Annotated in this window: 10 protein-coding genes and 5 tRNA genes; all 15 read left to right on the top strand. The window is 57.9% G+C overall.

All coding sequences use genetic code 11. The features are described from left to right. Window positions 1–2 precede the first annotated feature (2 nt). The 15 genes from gpmI to PMX70_RS08580 all read left to right on the top strand — a co-directional run bounded on the left by gpmI (window position 3) and on the right by PMX70_RS08580 (window position 14,822). Window positions 3–1,556 (top strand): 2,3-bisphosphoglycerate-independent phosphoglycerate mutase, encoded by a 1,554-nt coding sequence (gene gpmI / locus PMX70_RS08650; protein ID WP_055251837.1) that lies wholly within the window; start codon window positions 3–5, stop codon window positions 1,554–1,556. A gap of 159 nt (window positions 1,557–1,715) precedes the next feature. After that, window positions 1,716–1,970 (top strand): preprotein translocase subunit SecG, encoded by a 255-nt coding sequence (secG, locus tag PMX70_RS08645; protein ID WP_006236144.1) that lies wholly within the window; start codon window positions 1,716–1,718, stop codon window positions 1,968–1,970. 294 nt (window positions 1,971–2,264) lie between these two features. Continuing rightward, window positions 2,265–3,941 (top strand): peptide ABC transporter substrate-binding protein, encoded by a 1,677-nt coding sequence (locus PMX70_RS08640; protein ID WP_229107837.1) that lies wholly within the window; start codon window positions 2,265–2,267, stop codon window positions 3,939–3,941. 156 nt (window positions 3,942–4,097) lie between these two features. Further along, the gene (locus tag PMX70_RS08635; protein ID WP_271743379.1) at window positions 4,098–5,135 is read left to right on the top strand and encodes an ABC transporter permease; all 1,038 of its coding nucleotides are present in this window, start codon (window positions 4,098–4,100) and stop codon (window positions 5,133–5,135) included. 14 nt (window positions 5,136–5,149) lie between these two features. Continuing rightward, the gene (locus PMX70_RS08630) at window positions 5,150–6,085 is read left to right on the top strand and encodes an ABC transporter permease (protein WP_006236141.1); all 936 of its coding nucleotides are present in this window, start codon (window positions 5,150–5,152) and stop codon (window positions 6,083–6,085) included. Between the two features lie 2 nt (window positions 6,086–6,087). Beyond that, window positions 6,088–7,179, top strand: a complete 1,092-nt coding sequence (locus PMX70_RS08625) for an ABC transporter ATP-binding protein (RefSeq protein ID WP_117766059.1) — start codon at window positions 6,088–6,090, stop codon at window positions 7,177–7,179. Further along, the gene (locus PMX70_RS08620) at window positions 7,180–8,208 is read left to right on the top strand and encodes an ABC transporter ATP-binding protein (protein WP_006236139.1); all 1,029 of its coding nucleotides are present in this window, start codon (window positions 7,180–7,182) and stop codon (window positions 8,206–8,208) included. A 596-nt stretch (window positions 8,209–8,804) separates the two neighbouring features. Beyond that, a tRNA-Leu gene (locus tag PMX70_RS08615) sits at window positions 8,805–8,894 on the top strand. Between the two features lie 59 nt (window positions 8,895–8,953). Beyond that, window positions 8,954–11,299 carry a GAF domain-containing SpoIIE family protein phosphatase gene (locus tag PMX70_RS08610; RefSeq protein ID WP_271743378.1) on the top strand — a complete coding sequence of 782 codons (2,346 nt, stop codon included), beginning with the start codon at window positions 8,954–8,956 and terminating at the stop codon, window positions 11,297–11,299. 81 nt (window positions 11,300–11,380) lie between these two features. Then, complete coding sequence (locus PMX70_RS08605; protein WP_271743377.1) at window positions 11,381–12,127, top strand: anti-sigma factor antagonist; 747 nt, start codon at window positions 11,381–11,383, stop codon at window positions 12,125–12,127. A gap of 105 nt (window positions 12,128–12,232) precedes the next feature. After that, window positions 12,233–12,308: transfer RNA gene (locus PMX70_RS08600), tRNA-Gly, on the top strand. Between the two features lie 35 nt (window positions 12,309–12,343). Further along, window positions 12,344–12,417: transfer RNA gene (locus PMX70_RS08595), tRNA-Cys, on the top strand. 42 nt (window positions 12,418–12,459) lie between these two features. Then, window positions 12,460–12,535, top strand: a tRNA-Gly gene (locus PMX70_RS08590). A gap of 335 nt (window positions 12,536–12,870) precedes the next feature. Then, entirely contained in the window at window positions 12,871–14,604 is a 1,734-nt protein-coding gene (locus PMX70_RS08585; protein WP_271743376.1) for a glycoside hydrolase family 13 protein, read from the top strand. 142 nt (window positions 14,605–14,746) lie between these two features. Next, window positions 14,747–14,822, top strand: a tRNA-Gly gene (locus PMX70_RS08580). Window positions 14,823–14,825: the final 3 nt, after the last annotated feature.

The raw sequence follows: 14,825 nt of genomic DNA, 5'->3' as shown, positions 1-14,825 counted from the left end.
ATATGGCACAGCGTCATCTTCCTGCACTCCTGATCATCATGGATGGTTGCGGCCTGGCTCCGGCCGATGGCGAGAACGCCGTCGCCGCTGCCAAGACGCCCTTCCTCGATAGCCTGTACGAGAAGTACCCCCACACCACGCTCGGCGCTTCGGGCGAGGACGTGGGTCTTCCCGATGGCCAGATGGGCAACTCCGAGGTGGGTCACCTCAACATCGGTGCCGGCCGCATCGTGTTCCAGGAGCTTTCGCGCATCAACAATGCCATCAAGGACGGCTCCATCGCCAAGAACGAGGTCTTCGTCAAGGCTATGGACGACGTCAAGGCTGACGGCAAGACTCTCCACCTCATGGGCCTTATGAGCCCTGGCGGTGTTCATTCTCATATGAGCCACGTCGAGGCTCTGGTCAAGATGGCTGCCGAGCACGGTGTCAAGACCGTTCGCGTCCACGCCTTCATGGATGGTCGCGACGTTGACCCGCAGTCCGGTGCCGGTTACATGAGTGAGTTCTGCGCCTTCCTGGCTAAGATCTCCGAGGAGACCGGTTGCGACGCTCGCGTTGCCACCGTCTCGGGCCGTTATTGGGCCATGGACCGTGACAACCGTTGGGAGCGCATCCAGCGCGCCTACGATGTCATGGTCAACGCATCCGATGCCGATACCGACCCTGTTGCCGGTATCAAGGCCTACTACGAGAAGGATCCGCGCGGCGACGAGTTCGTCGAGCCCTTCGCTGCCCACAACGAGGGCATCCACGAGGGCGACGCGGCCATCTTCTTCAACTTCCGTCCCGACCGCGCTCGTCAGATGACTCGCGTGTTCACGGACAAGGAGTTCGACGGCTTTGAGCGCGAGCAGATCAAGCTTTCGCACTTTGTGACGATGACCGAGTACGACCCGACGTTTGACGTCGAGGTCGCCTTCCCCAAGACGTTCCCCGAGAACGTTCTGGCCGACGTTATCGCCGCCAATGGCCTGAAGCAGCTGCACACCGCCGAGACCGAGAAGTACGCCCACGTGACGTTCTTCCTCAACGGCGGCATCGAGGAGCCCAAGGAGGGCGAGGAGCGCGTGCTCGTCGCTTCTCCCAAGGTCGCTACCTACGACCTGCAACCTGAGATGAGCGCTCCCGAGGTTACCGAGAAGCTTGTCGCCGCCATCAACGAGGATCGCGCTGATTTCTACATCGTGAACTTCGCAAACTGCGACATGGTTGGTCACACCGGTGTCTTCGACGCTGCCGTTAAGGCCGTCGAGGCTGTTGACGATGCCCTGTCCAAGGTTGTCCCGGCGATTCTCGCTAAGGGCGGCTTTGCGCTGATTACCGCCGATCACGGCAACGCCGATCACATGTTTGACGTTGCTTCCGACGGTTCCAAGCATCCGTTCACGGCTCACACCACCAACCGCGTGCCGTTCATCATCGTTGATGAGAAGGCACAGCTCACCGGTATCGAGGACGGCCGTCTTTCCGATATCGCTCCGACCATGCTCACCATGGCTGGTATTGAGCCTTCCGCCGAGATGACGGGTCGCGTACTCGCCACCGAGGCCTAATAGAAAACAAATACCGTTTTCTAGTAAGGGGGTTGTCCACAACCGGACAACCCTCTTTTTTTGCGCTATTTCTACCTCGTCACCAAATGGCTGATGGGGGAGTGCTGGGGGTTGTGGTACAGTACTGGAGTTTGAATTGTTCTATTAAGGAGCTTATCTATGGGTCCGTTTCAGATTCTTCTGTTTGTCGTTTGGGCTGTCTCTGCCGTGGCGCTGACGATTCTCGTCCTGATGCACTCTGGTAAGGGCACCGGCGTTTCGGATATGATCGCTAGCTCGCTGTATAACTCCAGCTCTGCCACGGGCGTCATGGAGCAGAACCTCGATCGCCTGACGGTAATTATGGCCGTCGTTTTTGCCGTGTGTGTCGTCCTGTGCATGTTCTTCTTCCCGCAGGGTATCGTCGGCTACTAAGCACGAGCCACATAAATACTTGAAAAGGGTTCCGCAAGTGCGGGACCCTTTTTGTTTACATATTTGTAACAGAGCCAAAATATCCCCACATACTTCGCCCAACTAAAGAAATTCTCGACCGTTGACCGGAATTAGCCCCAAATCGTGCATAAAATGCGCTACTGTATTGAGAAACGTTGGTTCGTTGTGCATAACCAGCCATAGCAACGGGCGGCGTTTTGATGGTTCGGATCGGATTGTCTCGACATGTGTCCGACTGAACATTTCTTTGTCCTATCTCATAAGGAGGATGGCATGGCTGATTCTATGTTCCACCAGCCCGTTATGGGTCGTCGCGCCTTTGTCGGCGGTACCCTTGCTGCGAGCTCCATGGCTTTTCTTGCCGCATGCGGCAAGAAGGGCGGCGACGCTTCCGGTTCTGAGTCCGGTTCGAAGCTGAACTTCTACATCAACAACCCGGTCTGCATCGACCCCTACAATGTCCAGGAGGACCAGGGCACTCAGGTCGAGTACCAGCTCTTTGATGCTCTGACCTCTTATGACGCCGAGAAGGGCGAGATCGTTCCGCTGGCTTGCGAGTCCTTCGAGGCCAACGACGACGCCACCGAGTTCACCTTCAAGATCAAGAAGGCCAAGTTCCACAACGGTGACGACGTTACCTCCAAGTCCTTCAAGCTCGGTTGGGAGCGTCTGGTCAACACCAAGTCGGCTGTCGCTACCGAGTACGGCCCTTCCGAGGTCTCCTATCACCTTTCCATGGTCGAGGGCTATGACGATCTGCTTGCCGGTAACGCTACCGAGCTCAGCGGTGTTACCTGCCCCGACGATGAGACCCTCGTCGTCAAGCTGGCTTCCGCTTACGCCGACTTCCCCTTCGTCGCCTCTCACCCGGCTCTGGCCCCGGTTCCCGAGTGCGCCGAGTCCGATGTCAAGAGCTTCTACCTCGCCCCGGTCGGTAACGGCCCGTTCATGATGGACGGCAAGTGGGAGGATGGCCAGGAGATCAACGTCAAGAAGTTCGACGATTACTATGGCGACAAGGCCAAGATCGATGGCATCCACTTCCAGGTCATCAAGGACATGGAGACCGCCTACAAGGAGTTCCAGGCCGGTAACCTCGATGTCTGCGACGTTCCCGTCGCTCAGATCGACGCCGCCAAGAAGGATCGCGGCGTGTCCAAGGACGGCTACACCATGGGTGACGGCGAGCGCATGCTGCTCGGCGCCGAGCCTTCCACGTACTATCTGACCTGCAACACCACGGCCGAGCCGTTCAGCAACGCCGACCTGCGCAGGGGTATCTCCCTGGCCATCAACCGTGAGGCCATCTGCAAGACCATCTACAAGGGTACCCGTACTCCTGCCGACGGCATTGTTCCTCCGGGCATCGATGGCTACAAGGAGGGCGCATGGGAGTTCTGCGCCTACGATGTCGACAAGGCTAACGAGTACCTCGACAAGGTTGCTCCCGCTGGCGCTAACGGGGATCGTGGCATTAGCGTGACCCTGTCCTACAACCAGGACGGCGGTCACAAGGAGATCATGGAGTCCATCATCGGTGACCTCGCCAAGGTTGGCGTTACCGCTGTCTCCGATACCCCTGAGTGGTCTGCCCTGCTCGAGCAGTATCAGAACTTTAACTATCAGTTCGGTCGTCTGGGTTGGATTGCCGACTACCCGATCATGGACAACTTCCTGTATCCGCTGTTCCACTCCGACTCCCTCGGTGGCGACAACCGCTCCGGTTACAACAACCCCGAGTTCGACGCCAAGGTCGACGAGGCTCGTACTATTGTTGACGACGAGGAGCGCGTCGCTAAGATGCAGGAGGCCGACGCAATGGTCGCTGCCGACTGCCCGGTCATCCCGATTATGTTCTACACGCACACCATCGCCGGCTCCGATCGCATTAAGCACCTCTATGTCGATCCGCAGAAGCACGCCGATCTGGGTACCGCTGAGCTCGCCTAAGAGTTTGCAGCTTCCGTGAGGGTCAAGTATTTACGTAGACCTCATGGGAAACATACAGTTCTCCCTAACCTGGGGTAAACTGGCTGATGGTAATTTTGGGATGCCGGTCTGGCGATCGGCATCCCATTTAGGTTAATCCCTAGATAGGGGAGTGGTATGGGTAAGTACATCGTTAAACGTGTGCTTCAGTTCATCCCGGTGTTTTTGGGCGTTACGCTGATTCTGTTCGCCCTCCAGAATATCGTGCCGGGAGATCCGATCAAGCTGATCGGTGGAGACAAGGCTCTGTCCCCCGAGGTGGAGCTTCAGCTTCGCGTTCGCTATCACCTGGTCCAGACGAACGATGACGGCAACGCGATCCTTGACGAGAACGGCGACCCCGTTCAAACGTCGCTCGTGGACCGTTACTTGTATTACATGAACGGCCTGCTTCATGGCGATCTGGGCAATTCGTATCAGCGCAAGCTGCCGGTTACGGAAATCTTTGCCCAGAAGTATCCGTATACGGTCAAACTTGCCGCGTGCGCCATCGTGCTCGAGGCAATTATGGGTATCGGTGCGGGTATCATTTCGGCGGTAAAGCGTTATTCCTTCTGGGATATTTTGGTAACGCTCACCACGTCGATCCTCGTTGCGGTCCCGGCCTTCTGGCTCGGTATGTTGCTGCAGCTGTTCTTTGGCGTCATCCTCAAGGACGCCACGGGCGGTGCAATCTCCATGCCGATCTCGGGTGCCGGCGGTTCCAGCTCTCAGTATCAGGATTGGATGCACTATGTGCTTCCGACCATTACGCTGGCTTCGGTTTCGACCGCTTATGCTGCGCGCATTATGCGCTCGCAGCTGCTTGACGTCATGAACCAGGATTACATCCGTACGGCAAAGGCCAAGGGTCTCTCCAATCGTGCGATCATCGTCAAGCATGCGCTTAAGAATGCACTCATCCCCGTCGTTACCTATATTGGTGTCGACTTTGGCGGCATGCTTTCGGGCGCCATCCTGACCGAGACGGTCTTCAACTGGCCCGGTATCGGCTATGAGGTCTATCGCGCCATTAGCATGCGTGACTGGCCCATCGTTATGGGCGGCGTTACGCTCATCGTTGTCGTCGTCATGGTGATCAACCTGCTCGTCGACATTAGCTATGCATTCCTCGACCCGCGCATCCGCCTTGGCGGTCCGTCGGATAAGGCCTAAGGGAGGTACGTCTCATGCAGGAAACTGATTCTCAGTCTCAGGAGCAGGCTACCGCCACCAAGGTCGCATCTGCTCCCGCCAAGTCCCGCACGCTGTGGGGCGACGCTTTTAAGCGTCTTCGTAAGAACAAGCTCGCCGTTATCGGTGTCTGCTGGATCATCATCGTCGTTGTGGTTGCCCTGACCGCAGATCTGTGGGCTAAGCCCTGGCTCGGTTCGCCGACGGCTTCCGATTCGACCACCATGGCCGAGACATCGCTACTGGCTCCGTGTGCCGAGCACCCGTTTGGCACCGATGCCCTCGGTCGCGACATTCTCGTCCGCGTTATCTACGGTGCACGCGTTTCGCTTTCTGTCGGTATCATGGCCACCGCCATCTCCACATTGATCGGCCTGGTCATGGGCGCCCTGGCCGGTTTCTACGGCGGCATTTGGGATACGATCATCATGCGCTGTGCGGACATCTTCCTGGCGTTCCCGTACGTGCTGTTCGTTGTCGCCATGATCGCCGTTATCGGCCGTGGTCTTCAGAACGTCTTTATCGCCATCGGCATTCTTGGCTGGCCTTCGATTGCGCGCGTCTTCCGCTCTGCAATCTTGACGGTCAAGGAAAACGACTATGTTGATGCAGCGCGCGCGATGGGTGCATCTGATGCTCGTATCGTCGTGCGTCACATCTTCCCGAACTCCGTCGCCTCCATCGTGGTCTACGCGACCATGAACATTGGTGGCGCCATTCTGACCGAGTCCGCTCTGTCCTTCCTCGGCATGGGCGTTATTCCGCCTACGCCTTCGTGGGGCTCCATGATTCAGGACGGTCAGCAGTATCTTCTGACCGCTCCCTGGATGATGATCATGCCCGGTCTGGCAATTCTCTCGACGGTGCTCGCCTTCACCCTGCTGGGTGACGGTCTGCGCGACGCCCTCGACGTCAAGATGAAGGACGCATAAGGATGAAGAAGAACAAGAACTATGTGGACCTGAAGGATCAGCCGGTTCCTGAGGGCCAGCATCTGCTCGAGGTCGATGACCTTAAGATGTATTTCCACACCGAGGATGGCGTCGTTCGCGCTGTCGACGGTGTTTCCTACACGCTCGATCGCGGCGAGACCCTGGGTGTCGTCGGTGAGTCCGGCTCCGGTAAGTCCGTGACCGCCATGACCATCATGGGTCTTATCTCGATGCCTCCGGGAAAGATTGAGGGCGGCGACGTTCGCTATCGCGGTCGTTCTATCCTCGAGATGACCGAGGAAGAGATGCAGCACATTCGCGGTAACGATATCGCGATGATCTTCCAGGATCCTATGACCTCCTTGAACCCGGTCTATAAGATCGGCAAGCAGGTGGGCGAGGGCCTTCGTCTGCACCGTGGCTACTCCAAGCAGGAGGCGCTCAAGCGCGCCACCGAGCTTTTGGACCTCGTGGGTATCCCCGAGCCCGAGAAGCGCGTCAATGAGTATCCGCACCAGTTCTCCGGCGGTATGCGTCAGCGCGTCATGATTGCTATGGCCCTTGCCTGCGATCCCGATATCCTGATTGCCGACGAGCCCACGACGGCTCTGGACGTTACCATTCAGGCTCAGATTATCGAGCTCATGCAGGAGATGCAGCAGAAGAACGGCAACGCCATTATCATGATTACCCATGACCTGGGCGTTGTCGCCGATATGGCCGACAAAATCATGGTTATGTACGCCGGCCGTCCCGTCGAGTTCGGTACTGCCGAGGAAATCTTCTACGAGAGCCGCCACCCCTACACCTGGGGCCTTATCCGCTCCATCCCGGAGCAGGCCATCGAGGAGAAGAAGCCGCTAACGCCGATTCACGGCAACCCGCCTTCGCTCATGAACTTGCCTGAGGGCTGCGTATTCTCTCCTCGTTGCCCCTATGCGACGGACAAGTGCCGCAAGCAGCGCCCCGAGCGCGTTGTCACCGAGTCCGGTCACTATTCTGCGTGCCATTATTCCGGTGACCCCGAGTTCCTCAAGAACGCCCCCGAGACGTCCCGCACGCGCAAAGATTCCAAGAAGGGAGGCGAGGCGTAAATGGCAGACAATAACGAGCGCACTCCGCTGCTGAAGGTCGAGCACCTTTCTAAGGAGTTCCCCGCAGAGTCCGGCATGTTCGCCAAGCGCTTCTCTAAGCGTGTCGTCTCTGCTGTGAATGACATTTCGTTCGAGATTTATCCGGGCGAGACCTTTGGCCTGGTCGGCGAGTCTGGTTGCGGTAAGTCCACCACGGGCCGCACCATCATGCGTCTGACCAAGCCGACGGCAGGTAAGGTGTTCTTCCAGGGCAAAGATGTTGCCGAGATGAGCAAGCATGAGATCAAGGACATGCGTCGTGAGATGCAGTTTATCTTCCAGGATCCTTATGCTTCGCTCAACCCTCGTATGACGATTGGTGAGATCGTCTCCGAGCCCATGACCATTCATGGTGTGGGCACCAAGGAAGAGCGTATCGAGCGCGTCCGTGAGCTGCTGGATGTCGTCGGTCTGAACCCCGAGCACATCAACCGCTATCCGCATGAGTTCTCGGGCGGCCAGCGTCAGCGTGTCGGCATCGCCCGCGCTTTTGCGCTGAAGCCCAAGCTGATTATCTGTGACGAGCCGGTATCCGCTCTGGATGTTTCCATTCAGGCCCAGGTTCTGAACCTGCTTAAGGAACTGCAGGACAAGTTTGGTACGGCGTATCTCTTTATCGCCCACGACCTGTCCGTCGTGCAGCACATCTCCGATCGCGTTGCCGTTATGTATCTGGGTAAGATGGTCGAGGTTTCGGATTGGAAGACGCTCTATAGCGAGCCTCACCATCCGTACACGCAGTCGCTGCTGTCTGCCGTGCCGGTGCCCGATCCGGATATCCAGAAGACCCGCAAACGCATCATCCTCGCTGGCGACCCGCCGTCGCCGCTGGATCCGCCGACCGGCTGCCGTTTCCACACGCGCTGCCCGATCGCGCAGGGCATCTGCTCCGAGAAGCTTCCTGAGTTTAAGGAAGTTGCCCCGGGCCACTGCTGCGCCTGTCACTTCGCGGAGCCGTTCCCGATCAAGGAATCGCACATCGACCTGTAGCCGGTTGTTATCGTCCGGGCCCGTGCTGGACTTAGTTTTTAGAACGTCCTCGACCATGGAAACCCCCTTATCCTGCTCCTTCGGAGCTGCGGATAAGGGGGTTTCCTGGTCTGCGGAATGTTCTGAAAACTAAGTCCAGCACGGGCCCTGTGTTACCACTGTAGAGGGGTGAGATTCCTTGATCGCTCACTTAATCTAATAGGAAATTGAGCGAGGCCGGAGCTTTAGCTCCGGCCTCCCCATATAAGGGCTCGGCTTTGCCGAGCCACCAAATTTGCATCAGCCCCAGAACATGTTTGAGAACTGTGCTTGGAGTATGTGTTGGTAGGCCCCGAATCGTTGCTGCCTCCCGGCGCATTCCGCAGGGGGAGCGATATTTTGCAGCACGAAGTGCGCAGCAAAATATCGCTCATGCCCGAGGACGCGCCGGGAGGCAGCACCGATTCGGGGCCGGACATGCGGATCTACCTGCGCAATTACAAATTCGTAAACTTTTTTGAAAAAAGTGCTTGCACAGTTCTCGAATCATAGGTTATTATCTTCCTCGTTGAACGCGCGGGTCCAACAAAACGAAGCGCGAATCAACAACATAGCATGTCGGAGTGGCGGAATTGGCAGACGCGCTAGCTTGAGGTGCTAGTGACCGCTTTTTGGTCATGCGGGTTCAAGTCCCGCCTCCGACACCATCGCATTTGAGAAGCCTCTTCGGAGGCTTTTTTGTTACCGATAGACGGTGGGGTCCACGATGGAAACGCTTGAACGCAACGAGTGGGCAGACGTTGCCCAACTAGTCGAGATCACGAGCGATGCTGTCATCATCTGCGAGCTCGACGGAACCATTCTGCATGTGAATAATCGCTTACTTGGTTTGATGTGCGAGGAACGCGCCGACGTCATCGGTGGAGATGTTAAAGACGTCCTGTACTCGTCCTCTTTTGAACGTGCGACGGAACATCGTCTGCCATTTGAAACTGATGGCTCCGAGAACGAACTGATGCTCAAACTGAGTGACGGCTCTTTTATTCCCGTCTTGGTTCGTGCGGGCTCCGTAACGCCTCCACGCATCTTTGGGCGCCGCGCACCACGTGTCCTGGTGGCGCTTCACAGTATCGAGGAACAGTATTCTCACGACCGGCAACTCAAGCGTGCGTTATCGGAGCTTAGAGTGGCGAACAAGCGTCTCTCTGGCACGCTCTCGGTCATTATGAGCACTGTGGGCTCCGATGAGTTACCCAGCCTGCTTGATACCGTTTTGAACCAGCTTGTAGGAACGCTCGATGCTTCGGGTGCCGCTATCTATTTTTCTGAGAGCGGCGGCTTTAAGCTTCGCGGTGTTTCCAAGGAGCTGCTCGACAGCTACCTGCCCGAGTTTTTGCCGTATGGCGCTGGCATTCCGACGTATGTTCTTCGCGAGTCGCGTGCTTGTCGCTTGTCGATTCAACAGGACCTTGAGGGCGATAAGGCCGCCTCCGGTATGTTCATGGACCTGGATAATCGTTCTAAGCACCTGTTGCGCATGCAGGATATGCCTCCGTACCGCAGTGAAATCTGTCTTCCCGTTTTTTACGGTACGCAGATCCTTGGCGTGCTGGAAGTTGGTTGGAAACGCCCCCAGGCACCGCTCGCCTATGACGTTAATGTGCTCGAGGTCATTTGCGATTACCTGTCTATCCAGCTGGTCGGCATGGCATCGAGCCTTCGCTCCCGTCGCACGGCCGAGCTTGGCCGCTCGCTCAATGTCTTGCGGGATGAGTTGTTTACCTTTCTAGACGATTCCGCCGCGGCTACCCAGGCGGTATCGTCCGAGATCTGCAATATGCTCAACTGCCATTTTTGCCCTATTGAGTATGACGCCAGTCTGGATTCCTACGTCATAGATTTTGAAGGCGGCAGTCGCGTTGCTTTGCCGGACGATCCCGAGAAGCTTTTCTTTTCCACGACGGCGCCAACGGCACGTTTGGGGGCTGCCCCTGATGGCTTTGAGGCATCTGTTTTGGGCGGCACGAGTGCCGAGGACCTTAAACACGTCCGTATAACTCGCGTTGACGAATCGATGCCTATGGGAGGCTGGCTTAGAGCGCATGGCCTGCCTTGCCAGGGTCTCTACGTCGACGCCGGCATCGAGGCGGGGCGCCCGCGCTCTGAGGGCGATGGCAAGCACAGTAACGACGCGATCGTTCCTGCTTCTGTTGCGAAGGGCCCGACGACGCGCGCGCTGCTGCTTCGTGATGGTAGCCAAGAGCCGATTGATGACCTTGAATATGATTACTTGGTGCACTTGGCTCATGACTTTGAACTGATCTATGAAGGCGAATCTCAAAAGCGTGAGGAGCGCCATATCGCTCAGACCCTCCAGATTGGCATGAGAAATTCACTGGGGGATGTTCCGGGAATCGCCGCCGATTCGGTGTACCTGTCGGCCACGAACTCGGCGTTGGTCGGCGGCGATTTCTATACGCTCATCCGTCTTCCCGACGATTGCGCCGTCATGATTCTGGGCGATGTGTCTGGCAAAGGCATTGAGGCTGCATCGATGTCCGCGCTCGTCAAGACGGCCCTGACGGCATATGCCTGGGAGGGCGCTGGACCGGCCCGCATGGCACGCTCCCTTAACAGCATGCTCATGGGCTTTTCGAGGGTCGAGACGTTCGTGACGGCCTTTATCGCCAAGATTGACCTTAAAGCCGGACGCGCAACGTATTGTTCGGCGGGCCATCCTCCGACCATGGTCATCAGGCCAGAGTCGATGCCGCTGGGTGGCGACGAGGCTCGTGGGGGAGAGGTCGAGCTGCTTGGATGCCAATCGGGGGTAATCGGTGCCTTTGAGAGCATGGTGTACGAGACGGGCGTCTTTACGTTCGCTCCTGGTGACATGCTCTTTATGTATACCGACGGAACGATCGAAGCGCGCGATCGCTCTGGTGCTTTCTTTGGCGAGCAACGCCTTCGCGATCTTTTGCTCTCTGTTTCGGGTGAGGGCGTATCGGGAATCTGCGGTAAGGTCTTGAGCGAGCTTGACCGCTTTACCGAGTCGGCGCTGGACGATGATATCGCGTTGGTGTCCCTTGAGTTTTTACGGGGCCGATCGTAGGCTGCGACGCTTGAGGGGCGAAACCTACGCGGTTGTAGATATGTGTGCATCGAGCGAGCTCTTTTGGGGAACCATGGTCGTATGAATGAGTGGAATGACATAGCGGTTTTGACGCCACCGGGTGATGTCGACATCGCCTCGGTGCCCGCGCTGCGCCGACGGTTGGATAATTTGATCGACCGGGGCGTGCGCCGCGTTGTCATCAATTGCCAGGCCGTGGGCTTTATCGACTCGACGGGTTTGGCGTTTTTGCTTACACGCGCCAGAGAGCTCATGAGGCGAGAGGGCCTGCTTTCGCTCGTTAACGCCTCCGATGAGGTCATTCGCTTTTTGGAGATTGCCCGACTTGTCGACATCCTCCATGTTGCGGGCTTCGCTCGGGAGTCGATTCCTGCCATTCCGGTGGGGGAATTGCCTCGCTGGAGCAAGAGTGTCGAGGTGCGCCAGGGTATCGAGAACCTTCCATACTATCGTCATCGTATTGCCGAGCTACTCGAATCGCTTCCCCTGAGGCGTGATGAGCGCTATGACGTCGCATTGGCATCGGGCGAGGCGCTGGGCAACGCGTATGACCATGCGGGTGGTATCGGATGCATCCTGACGGTTCAGGCCTATGGCGATCGTGTCGTGATTGAGGTTGTCGACCGTGGGGCGGGCTATTCGATCGACGGGTCGAGTGAACCGGTTACGACTGAGGAACGCGGGCGTGGAATCAAGCTCATGCGCATGTTGGTCGACAACGTGGAGGTTGCCCGTCGTACTGATGGTGCCGGTACGCGCGTTCGGATGGTAAAGCTGTTTAGCGGAATGTTGGAATCATGCGCCTAGTAAATCGTTTTGGCATGTTTATCTGCCAAGAGCATGTGGTCAACAACTTTTTTGAAAAAAGTACTTGCGTCTTTTGGGTAACTCGCGTAAATTAATAACCCACAAGCGGACATGGCTCAGTTGGTAGAGCACAACCTTGCCAAGGTTGGGGTCGCGGGTTCGAGCCCCGTTGTCCGCTCCATTGCATTTCCGGACCGTCTCAAGCGGTCCTTTTTCGGCGAAGTGGCCAAGTGGTAAGGCAGAGGCCTGCAAAGCCTTTACCCCCGGTTCGAATCCGGGCTTCGCCTCCAGGCAACATCCGGGCGCTCCGGCGCCCGTTTTGTTTTACATATGCGGACATGGCTCAGTTGGTAGAGCACAACCTTGCCAAGGTTGGGGTCGCGGGTTCGAGCCCCGTTGTCCGCTCCAACTATCTTACGCGGTTCTAACGAACCGCGTTTTTTGTTGACGCTGCGCGGGCCCCGGGCACCCCATCTTGCCCCTCAATCGTCGGTCGCGTACATAAAGTACGCTTCCCTCCTCTTTCGCGGCAACCTGGGGCACCCGGAGCCCGCTCGCTGTCGTGGCCGGGGGAGTAAGTCTTCCGTTCTTTTCACTAATCGATCGATTTGTCCCAGGAGGCTCGAGCCCGAGAGGGGGCGAGCGTTTGGGGCGTGGCTGCGGCGTTGATTGCCGTGAATGTCAGCTTTGGGCGTATCATCGTGGGCATCTCACAAAACCTCGTTGCAAGGGAGACACACCCCATGGCTACAGAAAAGTCCTCCTCGCGCTCATGGATGTCCGATGCCGCGATCTATCAGATTTACCCGCGCTCGTTTAAGGACTCGACTGGTTCGGGTTTGGGCGATATCGCGGGCATTACCCAGCAGATGGACTATCTTGAGCGGCTGGGTATCGAGGCCATCTGGCTGAGTCCGTTTTACCCATCGCCTCTTGTCGATGGCGGCTATGATGTGGCGGACTACTGCGATGTCGACCAACGTCTCGGCTCGCTTGACGACTTCGATGACATGATCGCCGCGGCTCACGCGCGCGGCATCAAGGTCATCGTCGACATCGTACCCAACCATTCGTCCAACCAGCACCCCTGGTTCAAAGCCGCTCTTGCTGCCGGCCCCGGATCGCCCGAGCGCGCCCGCTATATCTTCCGCGATGGTCGCGGCGAGCATGGCGAGCTGCCTCCCACCAATTGGAATGCCAACTTTGGCGGCCGTGCCTGGACGCGTGTTGCGGACGGTCAGTGGTATCTGCACATGTTTACGCCCGAGCAGCCGGACTTTGACTGGTCATGCCCCGAGGTTCGCGCGTTCTTTTGCGACGTCCTGGCGTATTGGAGCGATCGAGGCGTTGATGGCTTTCGCATTGATGTGGCACACGGTCTCGCCAAGGATCTCGACCGCGATGATCTCGACCAGTGGCATCTCGCCGAGGGCGATGACATGGTTGACGACGGCACCCATCCGCTGTGGGATCGCAACGAGGTTCACGAGATCTATCGCGAGTGGCGCCGCGTGTTCGACCGCTATAATCCGCCGCGCAGCGCTGTTGCCGAGGCGTGGGTGCTGCCCGAGCGCCAGTATCTCTACGCGCGCCCCAGCGAGCTTGGCCAGACATTTAACTTTGAGTTCGCCAAGGCCACTTGGACCTATGATGACATGCACGCTGCAATCGAGGAGGGCTTGAAGGCGGCCATCGAATCCGATTCCGCCTCGACCTGGGTACTTTCCAACCACGACGTGCCTCGTGTGGCGACGCGCTTCGCCCTGCCGCAGATCAAGGCGACGCGCTACCACCAGATTGCGCTCGACTGGCTCTTACGCGACGGGTCGTCTTATGACGAGGACCGTGAACTCGGCGAGCGCCGCGCGCGGGCGGCCCTTTTGCTTGAGCTGGCGCTTCCGGGCTCGGCATACGTGTATCAGGGTGAGGAGCTCGGCCTTTTTGAGGTGGCCGATATCCCGTGGGCTGCACTCGAAGATCCCACTGCGACCAATACGCACGGATCGAAGCGCGAGAAGGGGCGCGACGGCTGTCGTGTGCCCCTGCCGTGGGTGGCGACGGACGATCCCGCGCAGGGCGGATCGTTTGGATTTTCGCCGATGGACGCCGATGCGGCGCCCCATCTGCCGCAGCCTGCATGGTTTTCCGATTACGCTGCCGATAGGGAAGAGGCGGACCCGACATCGATGCTTGCGCTCTATCGTGACGCCCTCTGGCTGCGGCGCAAGCTGCGCGGGTGCGCTAACGATCTTGCGTGGCTCGATCTTGACGGGCGCACCGGCCTTGCGGATGGTGCCGAGGGCGCTGAGGGCGGCGTCATCGCCTATCGCCGCGACAACGGCTGGGCGTGTGTGACGAACTTCGGTGCAGCACCCGTGGAGCTGCCGGCGGGCAAGGTCCTGCTCACCTCATCACCGCTTGCAGACGGCAGGCTTGCGCAGGACAGCTCTGCCTGGATCATGCTCGCTGAGTTGTAGGGGGCCTCTTGCGGCGAGTTTGCGTTTGCCCGCGCTTTCCATGGTGGCTGATGTCTTCGCGAGGTTCGAGAGGGCGTCGCAAAACTTTTCAAAAAAAGTTCTTGCATAGGATGCGGGTATCACGTAAGATTAATCCTCGTAAGCGGACATGGCTCAGTTGGTAGAGCACAACCTTGCCAAGGTTGGGGTCGCGGGTTCGAGCCCCGTTGTCCGCTCCATTT

This window comes from Collinsella aerofaciens (genome assembly GCF_028206795.1).
Lineage (GTDB): Bacteria > Actinomycetota > Coriobacteriia > Coriobacteriales > Coriobacteriaceae > Collinsella > Collinsella aerofaciens_AX.
Note: the sequence above shows the minus strand (reverse complement) of the source record. Positions and strands in the feature narration are given on the sequence as shown.

Bases quoted from the DNA above. Each gene is read 5' to 3' on its own strand.
- PMX70_RS08630 (WP_006236141.1), top strand. From the start codon at position 5,150: ATGCAGGAAACTGATTCTCAGTCTCAGGAGCAGGCTACCGCCACCAAG.
- PMX70_RS08620 (WP_006236139.1), top strand. From the start codon at position 7,180: ATGGCAGACAATAACGAGCGCACTCCGCTGCTGAAGGTCGAGCACCTT.
- gpmI (WP_055251837.1), top strand. From the start codon at position 3: ATGGCACAGCGTCATCTTCCTGCACTCCTGATCATCATGGATGGTTGC.
- PMX70_RS08640 (WP_229107837.1), top strand. From the start codon at position 2,265: ATGGCTGATTCTATGTTCCACCAGCCCGTTATGGGTCGTCGCGCCTTT.
- PMX70_RS08635 (WP_271743379.1), top strand. From the start codon at position 4,098: ATGGGTAAGTACATCGTTAAACGTGTGCTTCAGTTCATCCCGGTGTTT.
- PMX70_RS08605 (WP_271743377.1), top strand. From the start codon at position 11,381: ATGAATGAGTGGAATGACATAGCGGTTTTGACGCCACCGGGTGATGTC.
- PMX70_RS08610 (WP_271743378.1), top strand. From the start codon at position 8,954: ATGGAAACGCTTGAACGCAACGAGTGGGCAGACGTTGCCCAACTAGTC.
- PMX70_RS08625 (WP_117766059.1), top strand. From the start codon at position 6,088: ATGAAGAAGAACAAGAACTATGTGGACCTGAAGGATCAGCCGGTTCCT.
- PMX70_RS08585 (WP_271743376.1), top strand. From the start codon at position 12,871: ATGGCTACAGAAAAGTCCTCCTCGCGCTCATGGATGTCCGATGCCGCG.
- secG (WP_006236144.1), top strand. From the start codon at position 1,716: ATGGGTCCGTTTCAGATTCTTCTGTTTGTCGTTTGGGCTGTCTCTGCC.